This window comes from Inhella sp., from assembly GCF_041912635.1.
Taxonomy (GTDB): Bacteria; Pseudomonadota; Gammaproteobacteria; order Burkholderiales; family Burkholderiaceae_C; genus Inhella.
Window position 1 is genome coordinate 98,811 of the sequence record NZ_JAYRMO010000011.1, and the last position, 21,691, is coordinate 120,501.

Sequence of the window (21,691 nt, forward strand, 5' to 3'; positions counted from 1 at the left end):
GTACTCCTAGTCGGAAAGCAGGGTGCCGAAGCGCAGGCGGTTGCCGTCGGGGTCGTGGATCAGGAACTCGCGCACGCCGTAGTCGGTGTCGCCAATCGGCTTGACGGGCTGCACGCCGCGGGCGGTGAAGGCGGTGTAGCAATGATCCACGTCGGGTACCCAGAAGTACACCGCGCCGCCGACCTCGCAGTCGCCGGCGTGCCCGGTCAGGAACAGGGTCTGGCCGGCGCGGGTGATCTGCAGGAACAGCGGCAGGCCGGGTTCGAACTGGTGCTCCCAGTCGACGCTGAAACCGAGCTGGTCCACGTAGAAGGCGCGGCTGCGCGCCGCGTTCGTCATGCGCAGCTGCGGCACGACGGTTTGCTTGGGCGGGCTCATCGCTGAACGGCGCTGGGCGCCAGCTCTTGGCTGCGCTTGGCCACGGCCTGGAAGTTGGGCCCGAAGGCGGGGCGCTTCAGGTAGCGGCCCTGGCCGGCCTCAGCGCGCAAGTCGCCGTTTGCAAAGACCACCCGGCCCTGGCTGACAGTGTGGCTGGGGATGCCCTTGACGGTGCGGCCCTCGAAGATGTTGAAGTCGCCCTTGCTGTGCTGGGTCTTGGCCGAGATCGTTTTCGTCCCGGCCGGATCCCACAGCACCAGGTCGGCATCGGCACCCTCGGTGATGACGCCCTTCCTCGGGTAGAGGTTGAAGAGCTTGGCGGTGTTGGCGCTGGTGATGGCGACGAATTCGCTCGGCGTCAGGCGGCCGGTGTTGACGCCGGCGTCCCAGATCACCGCCAGGCGCTCCTCGATGCCGCCGCAGCCGTTCGGGATCTTGGCGAAATGGTCGATGCCGGCGGCCTTTTGCTGCGCGCAGAAGGTGCAGTGGTCGGTGGCGGTGGTGTGCAGCTGGCCGGCCTGCAGGCCGCGCCACAGGAAGTCCTGGTGGATCTTGGGCCGGAAAGGCGGGCTCATCACGTGTGCGGCGGCGCGCGCGAAGTCCTTGTCGCGGTACACCGAGTCGTCGATCAGCAGATGTCCGGCCAGCACCTCGCCATAGACACGCTGGCCGCGCGCACGGGCGCGTGCGATGGCCTCGGCGGCTTCGATGCAGGAGACGTGCACGATGTAGATCGGCACGCCCAGCACGTCGGCGATGGCGATGGCGCGGTTGGCGGCTTCGCCCTCCACCATCGGTGGCCGGCTCAAGGGGTGACCCTCAGGCCCGGTGATGCCCATCTTGGCCACCTCCTGCTGCAGCAGGTAGACCAGTTCGCCGTTCTCGGCGTGCACAGTCGGCATGGCGCCCAATTCGAGTGCGCGGCGGAAGCTGTTCACCAGCGTTTCGTCGTCGCACATGATGGCGTTCTTGTAGGCCATGAAGTGCTTGAAGCTGTTCACGCCTTCTTCGGTGACGAGCGTGCCCATGTCGCGGCTCACCGATTCGTCCCACCAGGTCACGGCCACATGGAAGCCATAGTCGGCCGCGCTCTTCTCGGCCCAGCCACGCCAGGTGCGGTAGGCCTCCATCAGCGGCTGCTGCGGGTTGGGGATGACGAAATCGATGATCGACGTGGTGCCCCCCGCCAGCCCCGCTGCCGTGCCGGTGAAGAAGTCGTCCATCGTCACCGTGCCCATGAAGGGCAGCTGCATGTGCGTGTGCGGGTCGATGCCGCCGGGCATCAGGTACTGGCCGCTGCCGTCGAGCGTCTGCGTGCCCGCAGGCGCCTCGCGCGTGGCGCGTTCGCCCACGGCGGCGATCTGGCCGTCGACACAGAGCACATCGGCGGCGAACTCGCGGTCGGCGTTGACGACGGTGGCGCCACGGATCAACAAACTACTCATCTCAGTTCTCCCGCTTCGCGGTCAAGAAATACACCAGGCCGGCGACGGCCAGGCTGAAGAACCAGCCGAAGTCGAACAGGCCGAGCAGCAGGGGCGGAATGCTGTCTTTGGCGATCACGCCCGACACCGCCAGATAGCCCGGCAGGCAGGGCAGCACGCCGAGCGCGAAGGCGATCACGGCTTTCCAGTTCCAGCCGTTCGAATACTCGAACGCGCCACCGCGGCGGTACAGGTCGTCGACCTTCAGCTGCGCCTTGCGCACCAGGTAGTAGTCCACCAGCAAGATGCCGGCGATGGCGCCGAGCAGGGTGCCGTAGCCACCCAGCCAGGTGAACAGATAGCCGCCCGAGGTGGCCAGCAGCTTCCAGGGCATGAAGAGCAGGCCGATGCCGGCGGCGATCAGACCGCCCATGCGGAAGCTGATCTTGTCCGGCGCCAGCTGCGAGAAGTCGTAGCTGGGCGAGACGAGGTTGGCGGCGACGTTCGTTGTCAGGTTCGCCAGCAGGATCACCACCAGGCCGATGCCCGCGGCCAAGGGGCCCATCTGGGTCAGCAGGCCATCGGGGAAGAGCTGGGCCTTGCCGTAGAGGATCTGGCTGACCGAGAAGCCGATGACGCCGACCAGCGAGAACAGTGCCATCGGCAGCGGCAGGCCGATGGCCTGGCCGGTGATCTGCTCGCGCTGGCTCTTGGCGAAGCGCGTGAAGTCGGGGATGTTCAGCGCCAGCGTGGCCCAGAAGCCGACCAGACCGGTGAGAGCTGCCCAGGTCTTGGGCCCGCCCTCCACCACCTTGGCCGGCAGGCTGAAGATCTGTGCGGGCGAGACGTTCATGAAGGCCCAGATGACGAGGCCGATCGAGGCCAGGATCATCAGCGGCGCGGCCACCACCTCCAGCAGGCGCACGGATTCCAGCCCGCGCCAGATGAACACCAGGTGCAGTGCCCAGAAAGCCATGAAGCAGGCGAACTGCGAGGTCGAGATCGTGTCGCCTGCTGCCGGGCCCGCGAGCCCCATTCCCAGGGTGTTGAGCAGCCCTTGCAGGGCCAGGCCGCCGAAGTAGCAATTGATCGAGAACCAGCCGCAGGCCACCAGGCCGCGCAGCACGGCGGGCAGGTTGGCCCCCTTGACGCCGAAGGAGGCTCTGGCCAGGACGGGGAAGGGGATGCCGTACTTGGCACCCGCGTGCCCGATCAGGAGCATGGGTGCCAGCACGATGCAGTTGGCGATGAACACCAGCCAGATCGCCTGCTGCCAGCTGAAGCCCTGGTCCAGCATCGAGCTGGCCATGGTGTAGGTGGGCACGCAGATGACCATGCCGACCCAGAGCGCGGCGTAGTCCTTGGCGGACCAGTGGCGTTGGGCGGGCGTGGTCGGGAGGAGGTCCTCGTTGGCGAGGTCGTTCGTCGCTTTGTTCATCAATGCTGGTCCTGGCGGTTAGAAAGACCCCGCCGGGATTTCGCCCCGGCAGGCGACTCCCTTTCTTGCTCGTGCAAGAAAGGAAGCAAAGAACACGGCCCCGATGCGCAGCCCCTTGGCTGCGCCAAGGGGTTCCCTGCGATGCTCGCTTGCCTGGGCCGGCCCAAAACTCACTGCGTTCGCTTTGCTCACTCCGTTCAGACAGTTGGGCCGAGTCAGAAGGGAACGCGCGCTGGCGCGCGCTGCCCAGCCAAGCTGCGCTTCTCGGCAGCGCATAGGGGCAGCAGCCCGAACAGCCAAACAGCCAACAGCCTGGAAGCTGCGAGCTGGTTGAAGTCCGGGCTGTTCGGTATTCGGCTGTTGGCTGTTTGGAGTTCCCCCTATGCCAAGCCGAGGAGCACAGAAGAGTGGGCCCGCGCGCGCAGCGCGCCTCGTGAACTGACTTGGCGCAACTGTTTGAACGGAGTGAGCAAAGCGAACGCAGTGAGTTTTGCGCCTGGGCCCGCTCTTCGCGCACCGCAGGGAACCCCTCGCCGCAGGCGAGGGGCGCAGGCATCGGGGTCGCCTTTCTTTTCCCCCCTTTTCTTTGGCGAAACAAAGAAAAGGGGGTCGGGTGCAGGGGTGAAGCCCCTGCGGGCTGTACCGATCCATCGACCCCTCCCTGCCTGACCTGGAATGACCTCAGTTCATCACGATCCGCAGCCGCTTCTCATCGGGTTATTCGCGTGGGTCGTCCAGTTCGCGTACTCGGCCGGTACCGGCTGACCCGTGCGCTGATCCACCTCACCCGGCGCCACGCGCCGCATCGTGATGGTGTTGGGCACCGGGCAGATCGAGACGCACAGATTGCAGCCCACGCACTCGGCCTCGTTGACCTCGAAGTGCCGCTTGCCATCCTTCTGCGCAAAGATGGCCTGGTGCGAGGTGTCCTCGCAGACGATGTGGCAGCGCCCGCACTGGATGCAGGAATCCTGGTTGATGACCGCCTTCTCGACGTAGTTCAGATTGAGCTGGTTCCAGTTCTTCACGCTCGGCACCGCACGACCCTTGAAGTCGTCGAGCGTCTTGTAGCCCTGCTCGTCCATGAAGTTGGAAAGCCCGTCGCACAGGTCCTGCACGATCTTGAAGCCGTAGACCATCGCAGCGGTGCAGACCTGCACGGTGCTAGCCCCCATGGCGATGAACTCGGCGGCGTCGCGCCAGGTGGTGATGCCACCGATGCCCGAGATCGGCATCCCCGCAGTGGCGGCGTCGCGGGCAATCTCGGCCACCATGTTCAGCGCAATCGGTTTGACCGCCGGGCCGCAGTAGCCGCCATGGGAGCCCCAGCCATCGGTGGCGGGCGTCATCACCATGCGTTCCAGGTCCACGCCCATCACCGAGTTGATGGTGTTGATGAGGCTCACTGCATCGGCGCCCCCCGCCTTGGCCGCGCGCGCCGGGTAGCGCACGTCGGTGATGTTGGGCGTGAGCTTGACGATCACCGGCAGTTTCGTATGCGTCTTGCACCAGCCGGCAATGCGCTCGATGTACTCGGGCACCTGACCCACGGCCGAGCCCATGCCGCGCTCGCTCATGCCATGCGGGCAGCCGAAGTTCAGCTCCACGCCGTCGGCGCCGGTGTCCTCCACCTGGCGCAGGATGCGCTTCCAGGCGCCTTCGTCGAGCGGCACCATCAGCGAGACCACCATGGCCCGGTCCGGCCAGGCGCGCTTGACGCGGCGGATCTCGTCCAGATTGACCTGCAGCGGGCGGTCGCTGATCAGCTCGATGTTGTTCAGGCCGATGACGCGCCGGTCCGTTCCCAAGAGCGTGGAATAGCGCGGGCCGTTGACGTTGACCACCGGTGGGTCCTCGCCCAGGGTCTTCCACACCACGCCGCCCCAGCCCGCCTCGAAGGCGCGCACCACGTTGACCTCCTTGTCGGTGGGCGGGGCGCTGGCCAGCCAGAAGGGATTGGGGCTCTTGATGCCGAGGAAATTGCTGCTGATGTCCGCCATCTCAGGCTCCCTGGGTCAGTTCGGCGTGGATGGAGAGCGCGGCCTGCTTGCCATGCTCGACCGCTTCCACGGTGAGGTCGCGGCCGCCGAAGCGGCAGTCGCCGCCGGCCCAGACCTTGGCCCGGCTGGTGCGGCCCACCTCATCGGTCTGGATGCGACCGCCCCGCAGGGCAATGCCAGCGGGTGCGCCTTCGAGCGTCTGACCAATTGCGCGCAGCACCATGTCGGCGGCCAACTCGAAGTGCTCGCCGGTCTCCACCAGCTTGCCGCCCTCCAGCGCGGTGTAGGCGAAGCGCATGCCGGTGACGGCGCCGCTCTCGGCCAAGACCGCCTTCGGTGCCGCCCAGTGGCGGATCGTCACGCCGTGCTGCAACGCCCAGCGCTGCTCCACCTCAGACGCCGACATCGATTCCGCGCCGCGGCGGTAAACGATGGTGACTTCCTCGGCGCCCAGCAGCTTGCTCTGCACCGCAGCGTCCACGGCCGTCATGCCGCCGCCGATGACGACCACGCGCCGGCCCACCGCCACGTCCTTGGGGTTCGACTGGCGCAGCTCGGCGATGAAGTCCACCGCGTCGCGCAGGCCGGTCAGTTCGGGCTCGTTCAGACCCAGGGCATTGACGCCGGCCAGGCCCATGCCGAGGAAGACCGCGTCATGCGCTTCAAGCAGTGCGTCGAGTGTGAACTCGCGCCCCAGCTGCTGGCCGCAGCGCAACTCGATGCCGCCGATCGAGAGCAACCAGTCCAGCTCCTGCTGGGCAAAGCCGCCGGCCGTCTTGTAGGTGGCCAGGCCGTATTCGTTCAGGCCGCCGCCCTTGGCGCGCGCCTCGTAGATCACCACATCATGGCCCTGGCGTGCCAGGCCATGCGCGCAGGCCAGACCGGCCGGGCCGGAGCCCACCACGGCGATGGTCTTGCCAGTGGCCGGTGCGCGTGTGAACAGCGGCGCGCCAGGCTTGGCGAACAGGGCATCGGTGGCATGGCGCTGCAGCGCGCCGATCTCCACCGGCTGGTCCTCACTGGTATTGCGCACGCAGGCCTGCTCGCACAGCATCTCGGTGGGGCAAACGCGCGCGCACATCCCGCCCAGCGGGTTGGCCTCCAGAATCGTCTTGGCCGCGCCGCGCAGATTGCCCTGGGCGATGCGGGCGATGAACTGCGGCACGTCGATGCCCGTGGGGCAGGCGGTCTGGCAAGGGGCGTCGTAGCAGTACAGGCAACGCTCGGCTTCGACCTGCGCCTGCATCGGGGTCAGGTCCGGGTGCGCATCGGCGAAGTGGCGCGCGTAGGCGGCCTCGCTCAGACGACCAGCCTGCAGGCCGCAGGCGCGCGAGGCGGGTGCGGCGGGAAGCTCGGGGGCGGACATGACCTCTCCTGGACAACGTGAATGCGCGGATCTTTACCGTTTGGTAAAAATACTGCGACCGTACAAACCCGCTCCGCTCTGGCCCGCATGGCGCGCTGCAGTGGCTGTCACAGCGGGCCACCACAATCGCGCCCCATGTCCGTCCTGATGCCGCACGCCAAGCCTGTGTCCGAAGTCGCTTCGCCCGAGCCCCGCGCCCCGCGCGCCGCACGCCTGGCCAAGCAGGAGCAGATCCTGCACGCGGCCGAACGCCTGTTCGGGCGCTACGGCCTGGAGGGGGTGGCCATCGAGGCTATCGCCAGCGAACTGGGCCTGAGCAAGCAGAACCTGCTTTATTACTACCCCAGCAAGGAGCAGCTCTACCTGGCGGTGCTGGACGATGTGATGGACTCCTGGCTGGCCGGCATGGCGCGCATCGCCCAGCATGACGACCCCGCCACGGCGATCGCCGAGTACGTCGCCGCCAAGCTGCGCTTCTCGCACGAACGGCCCAGCGGCTCGGCCGTGTTCACGCGCGAGGTGATGGCCGGCGCGCCGCTCTATGCCTCGCGCTTGGCTGAGCAGGTGCAGCCGCAACTGCAGGCCGATCTGCGCCAGTTCGAGCGCTGGGCCCAGGCTGGGCTGATCCGGCGCGTGGACTTCACGCACCTGATGTTCCTGATCTGGGCCTGCACCCAGGCCTATGCCGACCTGGCGCCGCAGTTCGCCCTGCTGCTTGGCAAGCCCGCGCTGGAGCCGCGCGATTACGCCACCGCGCAACAACTGATCACCGACATGGTGCTGGGCCAACTCAAGCCCGTGTGACGAAGTTTGTGCCGGCTTGATCCGGCACGCCGCCCGCCTTACCCTGGCCCGCTCCAGGCACTGAACCAAGGCGCGCAGCATGAGCTTTCACCTCTACCGCATCACGGAGATCTACTCCAACCCCAGCGGCACGGTGCAGTTCATCGAACTCAGTGTGGGCAACGCCAACGGCGAATCGCAGTGGTCGGGGGTGCGCCTGCAGAGCCTCGCGGGTGCCGAGAGCCGCAGCTTCACCTTTCCCAGCAATCTGCCCAGCAGCAACACCGCCAACACCACGGTGCTGGTGGCCACTCAGGGTTTTGCGAACCTGGGCCTGGTGGTACCGGATTTCATCGTGCCCGATGGCTTTCTGTTCCTCAGCGGCGGACGGCTGAATTTCGGGGGTGCCGATGAGGTCACTTATGGCCGGTTCCCGGCCAATGGCGAGCAGTCGCTGGACCGCAACGGCGCGGCCGCGACTGCCTCGCCACGCAACTTCGTCGGCAGCACGGCCAGCCTGCCTCTGCCCGTGCTGCAGGGCACGACTGGCAACGACGAGCTGACGGGCACGGCGCTTTCCGAGCGCATTGAAGGCGGCGCCGGCAACGACAGCCTGCGCACCGGCGGCGGCAACGACATCGTCAATGCCGGCGAGGGCGATGACGCCGCCTACAGCGGCCTGGGCAACGACACCCTGGACGGCGGCCCCGGCTACGACTACCTCTACTTCGGCGAGGCCACTGCCGGGGTACAGATCGACATGCGTGCCGGCACGGCCACGGGCGGCGCCGGCAGCGACCGCTTCAGCAACTTCGAGCTGCTGTTCGGCACCCCCTTTGCCGACACCTTCGTGGGCCACGACCAGGGCGTGGCCTTCCTGGGCGGCGAGGGCAACGACCACATCACCGGCGGTGCCGGCAACGACCGCCTGGAAGGCAACGGCGGCGACGACTTCATCGACGGCAAGGACGGCGCCGACAGCGTGGCCTACTACAGCGCCGCCGGCGCTGTGGTCGTCAATCTGAGCGCCGGCACCGCCAGTGGCGGGCTGGGCAACGACACCCTGCTCAACATCGAGGGCGTGGTCGGTTCGGTTTTCGGCGACACCCTGACCGGCAGCAGCGCCAACAACCTGCTCGACGGTGCCGATGGCAATGACCGCTTCTTCTCCACCGCGGGCGACGACGTGCTGCTCGGCGGCCTGGGGCTGGACCGCGTGGACTACCCGCTGGCCCGCAGCGCCTACACCCTGCGCGTCGGCATCGGTGAGTACCCCTTTGCGCTGGAAAAGCCCGATGCCGCCGGCAGCGACAGCCTGCGCCATATCGAACGCCTGCACTTCAGTGGCCGCGCGCTGGCACTCGACCTGGACGCCGGCGCCGGCCAAGTGGCCAAGCTGCTCGGTGCCGTGTTCGGCCGTGCCGCAGTGGGCAATGCGCAGTACGCCGGCATCGGGCTGAAGCTGGTGGACGAGGGCATGGGCTACGAGGCCCTGGGCGCGCTGGCCGTGGCCGCCGCGGGCAAGAGTGCCGCGGCCGAAGTGGTGGCCCTGCTGTGGACGAACGTGGTGGGCAGCGCGCCCACGGCCGAGCAGGCCGCGCCCTATGTGGCGATGCTGAACAGCGGCACCTCCATCGGCGCCCTGGCCGTGCTGGCCGCCGACACCGCACTGAACATCGCCAACATCGATCTGGTGGGGCTGGCCCAGACCGGGCTGGATTTCCTGCCCGCCCCATGACGCGAGCGATGCGCCTGGACCCCTTCGAAGCGGTGGACGGGCTCAGCTTTGCCCTGCTGCCGCCCGAGCTGGTGCAGCAACTCGGCTGGCCCCAGCACGAGCGCCGCAATGCCGTGGGCCTGAACGAGTACGACTACGAGGAACGCATCCTGCGCTTCCAGGACAGCGGCCGGCTCGAAGAAGTGACCGTGCGTGCCTGGGTGCTGCACCTGGGTTCACTGGCGATCCCGTTCGCGCATCTGGAGGCCTTCGTGCGCGCCCACGACACGGAAATTTTCGAGCGCGCCGGCTTCCTCGTCAGCCCCCGCTACGGCTTCGCCTTCGCGCCGGACTGCCCACCCTGGATCACGGCGCTGGCGCCGCACGGGGTGGAGGCGTGGAGGGGCTTGTCCTAGGCGAGCCTACTCTCCCTCCCGTTTCAGAATGAGTCGAAATGTGAACTCACGAGGAAGCTGGATGACCGCATTGACATTCGCTCGTCTGCAAGACAACGCTGAAAACTACCGAACCCTGGTTCAGTGGCTCGCTCGGGACAAGCTGTATGGGGAAGTCCCGTTGAAGCGCGTAGTGTTTGTGAATCAGTGGCTCAAGAGCGGACGTCTGCTTGTTGCGATCGCAGATGGAAAGCTCGTTGGGGCCTGCGGATGGACTACGTTGAGTGCGGATGCGGCGTCCAAGGCGATCAAGAACCGTGCGTTCCCAACTGCGAGTGAGTTGAGTCCGGAGGGCGAGGAGGTGCTGATGAGCATGATTGCCGCTTCGCGTCCGGGTGTGGTCGCTAGGCTCACACGAAAGTTCTTCGAGATGCACAAAGGTCGGCTCATCATTTTTGAGCGTCATGCATCCAGAGGCTCGAGCTGTGACCGCTTTGGCTGGATTGACAGGCAAGGGCGTCTCGCCGGAGCCGCTATTGAATTGACGGACTCAGCGGCACGTGACTCTTTGACTGCCTGAGTTCAAGCAGAAATAAAACCCCGTAATGCGCGCAGCGCGCCTGCCGGGTCATCCCGCCACGCCCCATGCCCCACACCCGGGAAGCGCTCGAAGCGCGTTGAAGCGGACGGCAGCGCCGCGGCAATCTCCTCGCCGTCATCGATCGGCGTCACCGGGTCCTGCTCGCCGGCCATCACCAACACCGGGCATTGCACGTTCTTTAGGCCGGGGCGCAGGTTCATGGTCTGCTGCTCGCCGCTGGCGCTGGTGAACAGGATCTCGGGCCTGAACACCATGCGCCCGGCCCCTTCGGCCGGTTGGCGCGTGGTGTTGTAGTGGGGTCGGCACAGGCGCTCGTAGACCGCCCAGGTCTCGGCGTTCGGCTGGGTCCAGAAGGCGCGCGCGGACTCGGCGGCCGCCGGCCCGCCGAAGCGGCCGAACCAGGCGACCTTGCGCTCCAGCCCGAGGTGGTGCGAGGTGCTGGAAAGTATCACCTTGGCCGGGTGCTGGGGGTGCCGGGCCAGGTAGCGCTGCGCGACGAAACCGCCGAAGCTCTGACCCAGCACGATGGGTTTCTCGATGCCGAGCTTGGCGCACAGGCGCACGATGTCGTCGGCAAAGGTGTCGAGCAGCCACTCTTGCGGCGGGCGTGGGTCCGAGCGGCCGTGGCCGCGCTGGTCGAAGTAGACGATCTGGGCCAGGTCGGCCAGCTGCGAGAAGAAGGGCTTGAAGCCGGTGTGGTCGAAACCTGGCCCGCCATGCACCAGGATCAGCGTGGGCTTCTGGCGCAGGCGCGCGCCGTCGGGCACCCACTCGGGGCCTTCGATGTCGACGAACAGGCGCACGCCCGGTTCGATTTCCAGCAGCATCTCAACTCTCCACAGCTTGGGTAGGGCTCATGCAGGGCATGAATCTGGCGTGATCAAGTGCCACCGCGGAACCGGCTCTGCCGGGCCGCTGGTGGCGCCCCCTTGGGGGGAGGCGCCGAAGGCGCTTCGGGGGGGTCAAGTTCTTGTGCGAACCAGGGTACGGCCGGTGACGCGGCCTTGCAGGTAGTCCGCGAAAACTTCGGGCAGCTCGCGCAGGCCCACTTCGCGGTTCGCAATTTGGTTCAGCGCCTTTGGCTTCAGGTCGTTGCCCAGGCGCGCCCACACCTTCTCGCGCAGCGGCACCGGGCAGTAGGTGCTGTTGATGCCGAGCAGGTTTACGCCGCGCAGGATGAAGGGCATCACCGTGGTGTGCAGCTCGTGGCTGCTGGCCAGGCCGATGCTGGCGATCGAACCGAGCGGCTGCGTGGTGGCGCACAGCCAGGCCAGTGTGGCGCCGCCCAGGTTGTCCAGAGCGCCGGCCCACAGCGCCTTTTCCAGCGGGCGCACTTTTTCGGGCAGATCGCTGGCAAGCATCACCTCGGCGGCGCCGAGCGCGCGCAGCCAGTCGGCGGCGGCGGCCTTGGCCGTCAGCGCGGTGACGCGGTAGCCCGCGCCGGCCAGCATGTTCAGGCCCAGGCTGCCCACGCCACCGGTGGCGCCGTTCACCAGCACCGGGCCGTTGGCGGGCGTGAGGCCGTTGTCTTCCAGGCGTTGGATGCCCATGGCGGCGGTGAAGCCCGCGGTGCCGATGGCCATGGCCTCGCGCAGGCTCAGGCCCGCGGGCGGGCGCACCGCCCAGTCGGCCTGCACCACGGCCTGTTCGGCAAAGCCGCCATCGCTTTCCTCGCCGATGCCGCAGCCCACCACGATGACTTCCGCGCCGACGGCGAAGCGCGGGTCGGCACTCTCGATCACCGTGCCGGCGAGGTCGATCCCCACCACCAGCGGGAAGCGCTTCATGATCTTGCCGGCCCCGGTGGCGGCCAGCGCGTCCTTGTAGTTGATGCCCGACCACTGCACGGCCACGCGCAGCTGGCCGGCGGCCAGCGGGGCCGCTTCAAGGGTTTCGAGGCGGCTGCTGACGCGGCCGTCTTGCTGGTGGGCGCGGTAGGCGAGGTAGGAGTTCATGGCGGGGCCGGTGCTGCGGAGAGCTTGGCAGCCTACCGTGGCCGCACGGACACACGCACGCGCGGCGCGTGATCCAGCGCAAATGCGAATGAATCGCACGGGCCCAGCATTCAGAACCTGGACTTGGCCGGATGGGTGCGATGACTTCTTCCTTCTTGTGTTCCGCCCGCCGGGGGACGTTCGCCTGGGCCATGGCGCTGGCCGCGGCGGCGCCCGCGGCCGCGGCCGATGCGGCGGTCGAATTCGAGGCCAGCCTGAGCAGCCTGCTGCAGCAGGCACCCGCTGCCGTGACGGCCAGCGGCACGGCGCAGTCCCGGCTCAGCAGCCGCGTGGATCTGCAGGCCCGCGCGCCGGCCGGCAGCTGGGGGCCGGTGCAGGTGCAGGCCTTCGGGCATCTGCGCCTGGGCCGGGGCGAGGGCCTGGCCCTGCGACCGGGCTACAGCAGCACGCCCAATAGCCTGGCCTTCCAGGTTGCAGAGGACCCTCGCGATGCCACCCTGGCCCAGGCCGGGCTGGAACTGGCGACGCCGCCGACCGAGGCCAGGCCGGCCTGGAGCCTGAGCCTGGGCAAGCTCGACCCGTTTGCCTAGTTCGACGCCAACCGCCTCGCTGACGACGAGTCGCGTCAGTTCCTGAACAACGCCCTGGTGCACAACCCCCTGCTCGACTCGGGCGGTGACATCGGCGCCGACCGTTACGGCTTTGCGCCGGGCGCGGTGCTGACCTGGCGCGCCGCGGGCGCGGCGGGCGAAGCGGACGGAGCGGACGGAGCGGACGGAGCGGACGGGGCGGAAGGAGCTGTGCAGGGGCGCAGCGCTTCGCTGGGCTGGTTCAGCCGCACGGCGCTGTGCCGGGCCCTGCTGATCGTGCAGCTGGAGCAGCCGCTGAGCCTGTTGCCGCTGCGTGGCCGCCTGCGCGCCTACGCCTGGCAGCAGGGCCGAGGGGAGGGCTTTGATGGCGTGCAGCGCCGCCATCGCGGCCTGGGGTTCTCGCTGGACCAGGCGCTCACGCCGCACCTTGCCCTGTTCGCGCGCTGGGGCTATCAGACCCAGGGCCGTGTGCGCTTCGATCGCGCCTTGGTGGCCGGCCTGGAATGGCAGGGTGGCGCCTGGGGCCGCAGCGCGGATGGCCTCGGCCTGGCGCTGGCGCGGCTGCGCACGTCGGCGGGCTTCGCTGTCGCTTCCGACCCCGCGGCGCGCGGCAGCGAGCAACTGGCCGAGCTGTACTACCGCTGGCAGTGGCTGCCGCAGCTGGAGCTGAGCCCGGATGTGCAGTGGCTGCGCGGCGTCGGGGGGCAGGCCGGATCGCGCGGTCGGGTGATGGGCCTGCGGCTGCGCGTGGCGCTGTAGGAGTCTGTATCAGCGATGCGCCGCCAGCAGCGCCTGGTGAAAGGCCTGGGCCGCGCGCGGTGGCTCGGGGGTGCGGCGCTGCACCGCCGAAAACACACAGTCGTACTTCAGCACGCGCGGGTTGACGGCCCGCAGGCGCCCGGCCGCCACAAAGGGGGCGGCGTAGTGGTCGGGCAGGAAGCCGACGAAGCAGCCCGAGAGCACCAGCGTGGCCACGGCCTCCTGGTCGGACGCGCTGGCGCTGCGGCGCAGCTGCTTGGCGTGCGCCAGCAGCAGATTGGGTGAGTGGTAGCCCAGCGCCGCCAAGTCCTGCTGGCGCAGCTCGGCCCAGCCGGGCGCCTTCCGCAGGGGCTCGAACCAGGGGTGGCCGGGCGCGGCGTAGAGCAGCATGGTCTCGTCGAACAGCTCGTCGTAGGCCAGGCTGTCGCTGCGCTTGTGCTCGGGCACGATGCCGAGCTGGTACTGGCCGTCCATCACGCCGCGTTCGATCGCCACGATCGAGCCCACATGCAGGTGCAGCATCACATCCGGCGCGCTGGCGCGGAAGGCGGCCACCGCCGCGGCGATGCGGGCGGCCGGGTTGCTGGCGGTTTTCTCGAACACCGCCACATGCAGGTCGCCGCCCAGGCGCTGATGGATCTCGTGCAGGCGGCCTCGGAATTCATCGGTGGCGGCCAGCAGCGCTTCAGCGGCCTGCACCAGCTGCTGGCCCTCGGGCGTGAGCGCAAAGCCGCCGCGCCCGCGCCGGCACAGCACCAGGCCCAGGCGCTGCTCCAGGTCCTTCACATGCCGGCTGATGGTGGAGATGGCGATGTTCAGCTCCAGCTCCGCCGCCGCCATGCCGCCGCAGTCGGCCACCGCCTTGAACACGCGCAGCAGGCGCAGGTCCACATCGCCCAGCTGGCCGATCAATGCCTTGCTTTTTGGTTGCATGGTTCTTCAAGTGGGCTGGGATATTTCAACATCCTATTCAAGCAAGTTTCGGCGCAAGATCGCCCGATTCCCGAGGAGGACCGCATGAACCTGGCCGACACCCAATCACTCCAAGCCGCATTTGCCGACCCCGCCTGGCTGGCCGCCCACTGGATGCCCTTCACCGGCAACCGCCAGTTCAAGGCCGCGCCGCGCCTGTTCACCGGGGCTTCCGGTACGTACTACACCACGGCCGATGGCCGCCAGATCTTCGACGGGCTCTCCGGCCTGTGGTGCTGCGGCCTGGGCCATGGCCGCCAGGAACTGGTGGACGCGGTTGCGCGCCAGATGGCCACGCTGGACTACTCGCCGGCCTTCCAGTTCGGCCACCCGCTCTCGTTCGAGTTGGCCAACCAGATCGTGGCGCGCATGCCCGCCAGCTCGGGCCTGAACCGGGTGTTCTTCACCGCCTCGGGTTCGGAAGCCGCCGACACCGCGCTGAAGATCGCCCGCGCCTACTGGCGCGCCAAAGGGCAGGCCAGCAAGACGCGCCTGATCGGCCGCCTGAAGGGCTACCACGGCGTGAACTTCGGTGGCATCTCCGTGGGTGGCATCGTGGGCAACCGCAAGACCTTCGGCCAGGGCGTGGAAGCCGACCACCTGCCCCACACCCAGCCCGCCAACGGCAGCTTCTACAAGGGCATGCCTCCCACCGGAAAAGAGCTGGCCGACGAGCTGCTGAACCTCATCGCCCTGCACGACGCCAGCAACATCGCTGCCGTCATCGTCGAGCCCTTCTCGGGCTCGGCCGGGGTGGTGATCCCGCCGGTGGGCTATCTGCAGCGCCTGCGCGAGATCTGCACGCAGAACAACATCCTGCTGATCTTCGACGAGGTCATCACCGGCTTCGGCCGTGCCGGTGCCTGGACGGGGGCCGAGGCCTTCGGCGTCACGCCCGATCTGCTGAACTTCGCCAAGCAGGTCAGCAACGGCGTGCAGCCCCTGGGCGGCGTGGTGGCCAAGCAGGAGATCTACGACACCTTCTTGCAGACCGGCGGGCCGGACTACATGCTGGAGCTGCCGCACGGCTACACCTACAGCGCCCACCCGGTGGCCTGCGCCGCCGGCCTGGCCACGCTGCAGCTGATGGAGCAGGAGCAGGCGATCGACAAGGTGCGCGCGCTCGCCCCGGTGTTTGAAGAGAAGGTGCACAGCCTCAAGGGCGCGAAGCATGTGGCCGACATCCGCAACTACGGCCTGGCCGCGGGCCTGACCATCAGCCCGGTGCCGGGCGAGCCCGCCAAGCGCCCCTTCGAGATCGCGATGGCGATGTTCAAGAAGGGCTTCTATGTGCGCTACGGCGGCGACACCATTCAGCTCGCCCCGCCCTTCGTTAGCACGCCGGCCCAGCTGGACACCCTGATCAACGCCCTGGGCGAAACCTTGAACGAGACCGCTTGATATGAACCGCATCACCCATCTGATCAACGGCCAGCGTGTCGATGGCGGCAGCCGCTTGGCTGACGTTTTCAACCCCGCTACCGGCCAGGTGAGCAGCCAGCTGCAGCTGGCCGACACGCAGACCGTGAACGAGGCCATCGCCGCCGCGCAGGCCGCTTTCCCGGCCTGGCGCAACACCCCGCCGCTGAAGCGCGCGCGGGTGATGAGCAAGTTCAAGGAGCTGCTCGAAGCCAACGCCGAGAAGATCTGCCAGCTCATCACCGCCGAACATGGCAAGGTGCTGGCCGATGCCCTGGGAGAGCTGCAGCGCGGCATCGAGAACGTCGAGTTCGCCAGCTACGCCCCCGAGCTGCTCAAGGGCGAACACAGCCGCAACGTCGGCCCCGGCATCGACAGTTGGAGCGAGTTCCAGCCCCTGGGCGTGTGCGCCGGCATCACGCCGTTCAACTTCCCGGTCATGGTGCCGCTGTGGATGTGGCCGATGGCCGTGGCCTGCGGCAACACCTTCGTGCTCAAGCCCTCGGAGCGCGACCCCAGCAGCGCGCTCTTCGTGGCCGAACTGGCGCTCGAAGCCGGCCTGCCGCCGGGCGTGCTGAACGTGGTGAACGGCGACAAGGAGGCGGTCGATGCACTGCTCGACTCGCCCCACATCAAGGCCGTCAGCTTCGTCGGCTCCACGCCCATCGCCGAGAGCATCTACGCCCACGGTTGCGCCAAGGGCAAGCGCGTGCAGGCCTTGGGTGGCGCCAAGAACCACGCCGTGCTGATGCCCGATGCCGACCTCGACAACGCCGTGGCCGCCATGATGGGGGCGGCCTTCGGCAGCTGCGGCGAGCGCTGCATGGCGGTGCCCTTGATCGTCGCCGTGGGCAACGAGGTGGCCGATGCGGTGGTGGCCAAGCTCAAGGTCGAGATCGCCAAGATGAAGGTCGGCCCTGGCGACACCGGCAACCCCGACATGGGCCCGCTCGTCACCAAGCCCCACTTCGAGAAGGTGCGCGGCTATGTGGACCAGGGCGTGGCCGAGGGCGCCGAGTTGGTGGTGGACGGTCGCGGCCTGAAGGTGGCGGGCCATGAGAACGGCTACTTCCTTGGCCCCTGCCTGTTCGACCATGTCAAGCGCGGCATGCGCATCTACCAGGAAGAGATCTTCGGCCCGGTGCTCGGCGTGGTGCGCGTGCACAGCCTGGCCGAGGCCATGGAGCTGATCGACAGCCACGAGTACGGCAACGGCACCTGCATCTTCACGCGCGACGGCGAGGCCGCCCGCTTCTTCACGGACCACATCCAGGTCGGCATGGTGGGCGTGAACGTGCCCCTGCCGGTGCCGGTGGCTTACCACTCCTTCGGCGGCTGGAAGCGTTCGCTGTTTGGCGACCTGCACGCTTATGGGCCGGACGCCGTGCGCTTCTATACCAAGCGCAAGACGATCACGCAGCGCTGGCCCAGCGGTGGGGTGCGGGAGACGGCGGTGTTCAGCTTCCCCTCGAACGGATGAAACTCGTCTTTGCCCTGCTGCTGGCCCTGGGGGCGGCCAGTGTCAATTCCGAGTGCCGTGCACCCGATGCCAGCTTCGCCAGTTTCTTGAAGCGTTTCAAGAACGACCGCGCATTTCAGCTTCAGCGCGTCGCCGACCCACTGCCGATTCGGTCCACCGAGCCCAATGCCAAGGGAAGCATGGAAACCACCATTCGGCAGATACCGCTGCGCGAACTGCGCACCTGGTCTCACTCGCTGATCCGTGGCAATGCAGAGGTGGCTGAACTGAGCGATAGCGAGGGAAAAGTCTGCGAGCCCAAGCCGGCTGTGAATGGGAACCGTGCCGAGGTGAGCCAAAGCAGCTGCGAGACCGACATCTACAGTGACCGTTTCGTGTTTGAACGCTTTGAAGGCTGCTGGCGGTTGATGGAGAAGCACACGTCCGGCACGTAGATCTGCAAGCGCTGACCGAGCTGCGGGGCGCGCGAGCGTGCGGTGTTCGGCTCCCCTCCAACCAGTGAAGCCAATGTGGCGGCCCCGGCCTACCAAGGTAGGGGCTCGCCGCTGTAGCTGAAGAAGCCGCCGCTGTCCTGGGGGGTGAGGCGGTCGATCACCCCCAGCAGCTCCGTCGCTGCAGTGGCCGCCGGGCGGCCGATTTCCGCGCCCCGGAACGGGGCCGAGAGGGCCGAAGACACCGTACCCGGGTGCAGCGCCACCAGCAGGGCACCCGGGTGCGTGCGGCGCAGCTCGATCGATGCGGTCTTGATCAGCATGTTCAGCGCCGCCTTGGAGGCGCGGTAGCTGTACCAGCCGCCCAGGCGGTTGTCGCCGATGCTGCCCACCTTGGCGGAAAGCATCGCCATGCGCCCGCAGCGGCGGTCCAGCAGCGGCGTGAAGTGGTGCAGCAGCAGCGCCGGGCCGAAGGTGTTGGCGGCGAACACCGCTTGCAGCGCGGCGAGTCTGAGCTCACCCAGCTTGCGCTCGGGGCTCAGCCCCGGCCCGTGCAGCAGCCCGGCCGCGTTGACGATCAGGTGGAAGGGGCCGTCCCCCGCCAAGCGGGCCGCGGCTGCGGCCACGCTGGCTTCGTCCAGCAGATCCAGCGCCGGCTCCGAGCCGCGGTGCAGGCCGATGGCCCGGCCGCAACGGGGGTCGCTCTGCAGCTGCGCCAGCAGCGCCGCCCCGATGGCCCCGCGCGCGCCGATCACCAGGGCGCGGTAGCCCTCGGGCAAGGACAGCAGGGATTGCAGGCTCGGCCCCATCACACCCAGCCCTGGCGCCATTGGGCGACATCGCGCAGTTCACGCCAGCGGATGCGCCGGCTGCGCCGCGAATGCACGGCCTCGATCTCCACCCATTCCAGTGCCGCGCCGGGCGGCTCGGGCTGCACCAGGGCGCTGACCAGGAAATGCTTTTCGCGGCCTTGCGGCTGCACCGCCGTCCATTTGCTCAGCAGCAGCTTTTTCGGGTGCACGGCATTCATGGCGCGCACCTTAGCGGCGCTGAGTCCGGCCTGCCGCGCCGGCGCGAAAAGCACCCGGCGGCGGGGCGGGCTTCGGCCTGTCGCCTTTTGCTGCAGCCCAGGCCGCAGAAGTGCGCGCCGGTCGCACGCCGGCTGACAGCCTGGGGGGCGCCGGCCAGAGTGCGGGCTTTCCTCCTTAGCTCGTCTACGCCATGAACAAGCCCCGCCTCGCTGCCCTGACCCTCGCTTGCCTGGCCCTGGCGCCCACCGCCTGGGCGACCGACAAGGAGTGGACGCTCAACATCAAGCAGGAATCCAACGGCCTGACCATCCATTTGGGCGGCAACACCACGGTGGGCGACCCGGGGCGCCGCATCAAGGGTTCGGGCCGGGTGGTGGAGCCGCAGCGGGCGCTGGCACCCTTCAGCCGCGTGCAGGTCAAGGGGCCGGTGGACGTGGTCCTGGTGCAGGGCGAGCGCGAGGAAGCGCGCGTGCGTGCCGACGACAACCTGGAAGCCCTGGTGACGACTCAGGTCGAGGGCGACACCCTGACCGTGGCGCTGAAGCCGGGCGCCAGCTTCAGCACCCGCACCGATCTGCGCGTGACCGTGAGCTTCAAGCAGCTGCAGGCCTTGCAGCTGAGCAGCTCGGGCGACGCCAAGCTGGACCGCTTCAAGGGCGAAAAGCTCGCGCTGGAGCTGAACGGTTCGGGCGATCTGCGCATCGGCCAGCTGGAGGTGCGCGAACTCTCCGCCCAGCTCAGCGGCTCGGGCGACCTGCAGCTGGCCGGCAGCGCTGAGCGTCAGGACTGGAGCCTGAGCGGCAGCGGCGATCTGGCCTACGCCGGCCGCCCGGTGGTGAAGAGCCGCGTCAGCGGCTCGGGTGAGCTCATGGGGCGCTGAGCGCCAGGCTCAACGCTTTTTGCCTTTGAGCGGGGCAATGCCCACGGCCACCTGCTGCCAGGCCGAGCTCTCCTGCGCCGGGCTGGGCGCCGGGGCCGTGGCCCGCGGCGGGGTGGGGGCGGCCGGCGTGTTGCTCGGCGTCAGCACCTCGCCCAGCAGGTCCAGCAGGCGGCCGCGCGCCCGCTGGGGGTGGCGGCGGTAGTAGGTCAGCACCAGGCCGACGATGAAGCGCTCGTCATCGTCCTGCGGCGTGCTGGGGCTCAAATCCGCCGCGCTGGGCGCGGCGGGCGGTGCGGGCGTGCCGGCGGGGCCGTGGTCCTGGTCCATCCAGAACGGCGGCTTGTGGCAGAGCTGCTCGAACTGCCGAGCCAGGCGCTCGCCGATCTGGCGCGAGCGGCTCTTGATCTGGCTCCAGTAGCTGGGCTGGATCTGCAAGCGCTCGGCAAAGCGGCGCTCCAGACCTCGGAGTGCAGCGGCATCGGGGTGTTTGAGGGTGGCGGCGACGAACTCGTCGAACAGGCGTAGCGCGTTGTCCAGACGGATCTGCGCCACATCGCGGGGCGCGGTCGGCATAGGGGGCAATGATAAATGGGCCTTGCTCAAGCGCGGTGCGCGCTCCTGGGCAGTCCTGCCCAGTTTGATCAAGGCTTGTGGATCAAACCCGGGTGAACTTGCGCCGGTGTGGCGCAGCCGCACAGGGCCAGCGCGATCTCGAACTCGTCGCGCAGCAGGCGGATGGCATGGGCCACGCCGCGTGCGCCCTCCACCGCCAGCGCCTGCACGGCCGGGCGGCCGACGAAGGCCGCGTTCGCGCCCAGGGCCAGAGCCTTGAGCACATCGGTGCCGCGGCGGATGCCGCCATCCACCAGCAGCGGCCAATCCGGCCCCACCGCGGCGCGGATGGCGGGCAGGGCGGCTGCCGTGGGCAGCACGGTGTCGAGCGTGCGGCCCCCGTGGTTGCTGACCCAGCCGGCCGCAGCGCCCAGGTCGCGCGCCTGCACGGCATCGTCCGGGTGCAGCAGGCCCTTGACGATGACGGGCAGGGGGCTGGCGGCGATCAGGGCTTGCAACTCGGCCCAGGTGGGCGCGTGGACGAGCAAGCCGGCACAGAGCGGCGGCGCTTCAAAGGCCGGCAGCGGCGGGTGGCTGCCGGGCACGGCGTTGGCCTTGGAGAGCTCGGCCGGCAGCACAAAGCCGGCGCGGCGTTCGCGGTCGCGCGCGCCGTGCACGGGCGCATCGACGGTGAAGACGATGGCCTCCATGCCAGCCCTCGCGGCCTGCTCGAACAGCGTCAGCGTGCGGGCCAGCGAGCCCTGCCAGTAGCACTGCGCCCACAGCGGGCCGCGCCCGGGCTCGTCCTTCACCAGCGCCACCAGCTCGGCCCAGGGCGTGCTGCCCTGGCTGCTGAGCGCGCAGGCCGCTCCTTGAGCGGCGGCGGCCAGCACGGTGCCGGCCTCGGCCTCGGGGTGGAAGAGGGCATGCGCCGCCACCGGCGCCAGGCCGATGGGGTGGGCCCAGGCGCGGCCCAGCAACTCGACCTGCGTGTGCCCGGGGTGCAGCGGCCGCAGCACGCGCGGCAGCAGCTTCAGCGCGGCCCAGGCGGCGGTGTTGTCGGCGAGCGTGGCTTCATCGCCCGCGCCGCCAGCCAGATAGGCCCAAGCCGCGGGCGCCAGGCGTTCCTGGGCCAGGGCGGCGTAGTCGTGCAGGTTGACGGGCTTCAATCCGCCAGTTGCAAGACCAGCTTGCCAAAGTTCTCGCCCCTGAAGAGCTTGAGCAGCGTGGCCGGGAAGTCGTCCACCGTGCCGCGCACCACGTCTTCTTTGCTCTTCATGCGGCCGTCCTTCAGGTAGCCGGCCATTTCGACGATCGCCTCCAGGTAGCGCGGCGCGTAATCAAACACCACCATGCCTTCCATGCGCGCGCGGTTGACCAGCAGGCTGAGGTAGTTCTTCGGGCCGACCATGCCGTCGGTGTTGTTGTACTGGCTGATGGCGCCGCAGATGATGATGCGGGCCTTGCGGTTGATGCGGGCCAGCACGGCGTCCAGGATCTCGCCGCCGACGTTGTCGAAG

Annotated in this window: 22 protein-coding genes and 1 pseudogene; 10 read left to right on the top strand and 13 right to left on the bottom strand. The window is 68.5% G+C overall.

The window, feature by feature from the left end; genetic code table 11:
* Positions 1-6 precede the first annotated feature (6 nt).
* The 5 genes from ACE3QP_RS08675 to ACE3QP_RS08695 form a co-directional block, all read right to left on the bottom strand.
* On the bottom strand, positions 7-378 hold the full coding sequence (locus ACE3QP_RS08675; protein ID WP_374435230.1) for a bleomycin resistance protein: 372 nt from the start codon (positions 376-378) through the stop codon (positions 7-9).
* Complete coding sequence (gene hydA, locus ACE3QP_RS08680) at positions 375-1,823, bottom strand: dihydropyrimidinase (RefSeq protein ID WP_374435232.1); 1,449 nt, start codon at positions 1,821-1,823, stop codon at positions 375-377. The genes ACE3QP_RS08675 and hydA overlap by 4 nt, the downstream gene beginning before the upstream one ends.
* A gap of 1 nt (position 1,824) precedes the next feature.
* Entirely contained in the window at positions 1,825-3,240 is a 1,416-nt protein-coding gene (locus ACE3QP_RS08685; RefSeq protein WP_374435234.1) for an NCS1 family nucleobase:cation symporter-1, read from the bottom strand.
* A gap of 689 nt (positions 3,241-3,929) precedes the next feature.
* Entirely contained in the window at positions 3,930-5,240 is a 1,311-nt protein-coding gene (gene preA / locus ACE3QP_RS08690; protein WP_374435236.1) for an NAD-dependent dihydropyrimidine dehydrogenase subunit PreA, read from the bottom strand.
* Between the two features lies 1 nt (position 5,241).
* The gene (locus ACE3QP_RS08695; RefSeq protein WP_374435238.1) at positions 5,242-6,606 is read right to left on the bottom strand and encodes an NAD(P)-dependent oxidoreductase; all 1,365 of its coding nucleotides are present in this window, start codon (positions 6,604-6,606) and stop codon (positions 5,242-5,244) included.
* Positions 6,607-6,741: 135 nt separating this feature from the next.
* On the opposite strand from ACE3QP_RS08695, the gene ACE3QP_RS08700 reads away from it, so the two are divergent.
* From ACE3QP_RS08700 to ACE3QP_RS08715, 4 genes are all read left to right on the top strand, one after another.
* A complete protein-coding gene (locus ACE3QP_RS08700) occupies positions 6,742-7,410 on the top strand; it encodes a TetR family transcriptional regulator C-terminal domain-containing protein (protein ID WP_374435240.1) in 669 nt (222 codons plus the stop codon).
* A gap of 79 nt (positions 7,411-7,489) precedes the next feature.
* The gene (locus ACE3QP_RS08705; RefSeq protein ID WP_374435243.1) at positions 7,490-9,127 is read left to right on the top strand and encodes a calcium-binding protein; all 1,638 of its coding nucleotides are present in this window, start codon (positions 7,490-7,492) and stop codon (positions 9,125-9,127) included.
* Positions 9,124-9,522 carry a hypothetical protein gene (locus tag ACE3QP_RS08710; protein ID WP_374435245.1) on the top strand — a complete coding sequence of 133 codons (399 nt, stop codon included), beginning with the start codon at positions 9,124-9,126 and terminating at the stop codon, positions 9,520-9,522. The genes ACE3QP_RS08705 and ACE3QP_RS08710 overlap by 4 nt, the downstream gene beginning before the upstream one ends.
* 61 nt (positions 9,523-9,583) lie before the next feature.
* Positions 9,584-10,081: a hypothetical protein gene (locus ACE3QP_RS08715; protein ID WP_374435247.1), complete on the top strand. Its 498-nt coding sequence runs from the start codon at positions 9,584-9,586 to the stop codon at positions 10,079-10,081.
* 2 nt (positions 10,082-10,083) lie between these two features.
* On the opposite strand, the gene ACE3QP_RS08720 is transcribed toward ACE3QP_RS08715, so the two are convergent.
* Together ACE3QP_RS08720 and ACE3QP_RS08725 are read right to left on the bottom strand one after the other, a co-directional pair.
* Positions 10,084-10,929: an alpha/beta fold hydrolase gene (locus tag ACE3QP_RS08720; protein ID WP_374435248.1), complete on the bottom strand. Its 846-nt coding sequence runs from the start codon at positions 10,927-10,929 to the stop codon at positions 10,084-10,086.
* A gap of 135 nt (positions 10,930-11,064) precedes the next feature.
* On the bottom strand, positions 11,065-12,057 hold the full coding sequence (locus ACE3QP_RS08725; protein WP_374435250.1) for an acryloyl-CoA reductase: 993 nt from the start codon (positions 12,055-12,057) through the stop codon (positions 11,065-11,067).
* 140 nt (positions 12,058-12,197) lie between these two features.
* Between ACE3QP_RS08725 and ACE3QP_RS08730 the strand changes: the two genes are divergently transcribed.
* Positions 12,198-12,647 (top strand): hypothetical protein, encoded by a 450-nt coding sequence (locus tag ACE3QP_RS08730; protein WP_374435252.1) that lies wholly within the window; start codon positions 12,198-12,200, stop codon positions 12,645-12,647.
* 57 nt (positions 12,648-12,704) lie between these two features.
* Positions 12,705-13,406, top strand: coding sequence for a carbohydrate porin (locus tag ACE3QP_RS08735; RefSeq protein ID WP_374435254.1), 702 nt, complete (start codon positions 12,705-12,707; stop codon positions 13,404-13,406).
* A 9-nt stretch (positions 13,407-13,415) separates the two neighbouring features.
* Here ACE3QP_RS08735 and ACE3QP_RS08740 read toward each other — a convergent pair whose 3' ends face one another.
* Complete coding sequence (locus tag ACE3QP_RS08740) at positions 13,416-14,339, bottom strand: LysR family transcriptional regulator (protein WP_374435255.1); 924 nt, start codon at positions 14,337-14,339, stop codon at positions 13,416-13,418.
* 84 nt (positions 14,340-14,423) lie between these two features.
* On the opposite strand from ACE3QP_RS08740, the gene ACE3QP_RS08745 reads away from it, so the two are divergent.
* Genes ACE3QP_RS08745 through ACE3QP_RS08755 form a run of 3 tightly spaced genes read left to right on the top strand, consistent with a single transcriptional unit; the run spans position 14,424 to position 17,711 of the window.
* Positions 14,424-15,779, top strand: a complete 1,356-nt coding sequence (locus ACE3QP_RS08745) for an aspartate aminotransferase family protein (protein WP_374435257.1) — start codon at positions 14,424-14,426, stop codon at positions 15,777-15,779.
* A gap of 1 nt (position 15,780) precedes the next feature.
* Positions 15,781-17,277, top strand: a complete 1,497-nt coding sequence (locus ACE3QP_RS08750; RefSeq protein WP_374435259.1) for a CoA-acylating methylmalonate-semialdehyde dehydrogenase — start codon at positions 15,781-15,783, stop codon at positions 17,275-17,277.
* Positions 17,274-17,711: a hypothetical protein gene (locus tag ACE3QP_RS08755; protein WP_374435261.1), complete on the top strand. Its 438-nt coding sequence runs from the start codon at positions 17,274-17,276 to the stop codon at positions 17,709-17,711. The genes ACE3QP_RS08750 and ACE3QP_RS08755 overlap by 4 nt, the downstream gene beginning before the upstream one ends.
* 89 nt (positions 17,712-17,800) lie before the next feature.
* Here ACE3QP_RS08755 and ACE3QP_RS08760 read toward each other — a convergent pair whose 3' ends face one another.
* Both ACE3QP_RS08760 and ACE3QP_RS08765 read right to left on the bottom strand, forming a co-directional pair.
* Positions 17,801-18,517 carry an SDR family NAD(P)-dependent oxidoreductase gene (locus tag ACE3QP_RS08760; protein WP_374435263.1) on the bottom strand — a complete coding sequence of 239 codons (717 nt, stop codon included), beginning with the start codon at positions 18,515-18,517 and terminating at the stop codon, positions 17,801-17,803.
* Positions 18,517-18,738 (bottom strand): TIGR02450 family Trp-rich protein, encoded by a 222-nt coding sequence (locus ACE3QP_RS08765; protein ID WP_374435265.1) that lies wholly within the window; start codon positions 18,736-18,738, stop codon positions 18,517-18,519. The genes ACE3QP_RS08760 and ACE3QP_RS08765 overlap by 1 nt, the downstream gene beginning before the upstream one ends.
* Positions 18,739-18,929: 191 nt before the next feature.
* On the opposite strand from ACE3QP_RS08765, the gene ACE3QP_RS08770 reads away from it, so the two are divergent.
* Entirely contained in the window at positions 18,930-19,619 is a 690-nt protein-coding gene (locus tag ACE3QP_RS08770; RefSeq protein ID WP_374435267.1) for a head GIN domain-containing protein, read from the top strand.
* Positions 19,620-19,628: 9 nt separating this feature from the next.
* On the opposite strand, the gene ACE3QP_RS08775 is transcribed toward ACE3QP_RS08770, so the two are convergent.
* From ACE3QP_RS08775 to ACE3QP_RS08785, 3 genes and pseudogenes are all read right to left on the bottom strand, one after another.
* A complete protein-coding gene (locus tag ACE3QP_RS08775; protein WP_374435269.1) occupies positions 19,629-20,192 on the bottom strand; it encodes a hypothetical protein in 564 nt (187 codons plus the stop codon).
* A gap of 68 nt (positions 20,193-20,260) precedes the next feature.
* Positions 20,261-21,340: an alpha-hydroxy acid oxidase gene (locus ACE3QP_RS08780; protein ID WP_374435271.1), complete on the bottom strand. Its 1,080-nt coding sequence runs from the start codon at positions 21,338-21,340 to the stop codon at positions 20,261-20,263.
* Positions 21,337-21,691: pseudogene (locus ACE3QP_RS08785) on the bottom strand (NADP-dependent oxidoreductase); the annotation flags it as partial. The pseudogene ACE3QP_RS08785 and the gene ACE3QP_RS08780, both read right to left, overlap by 4 nt.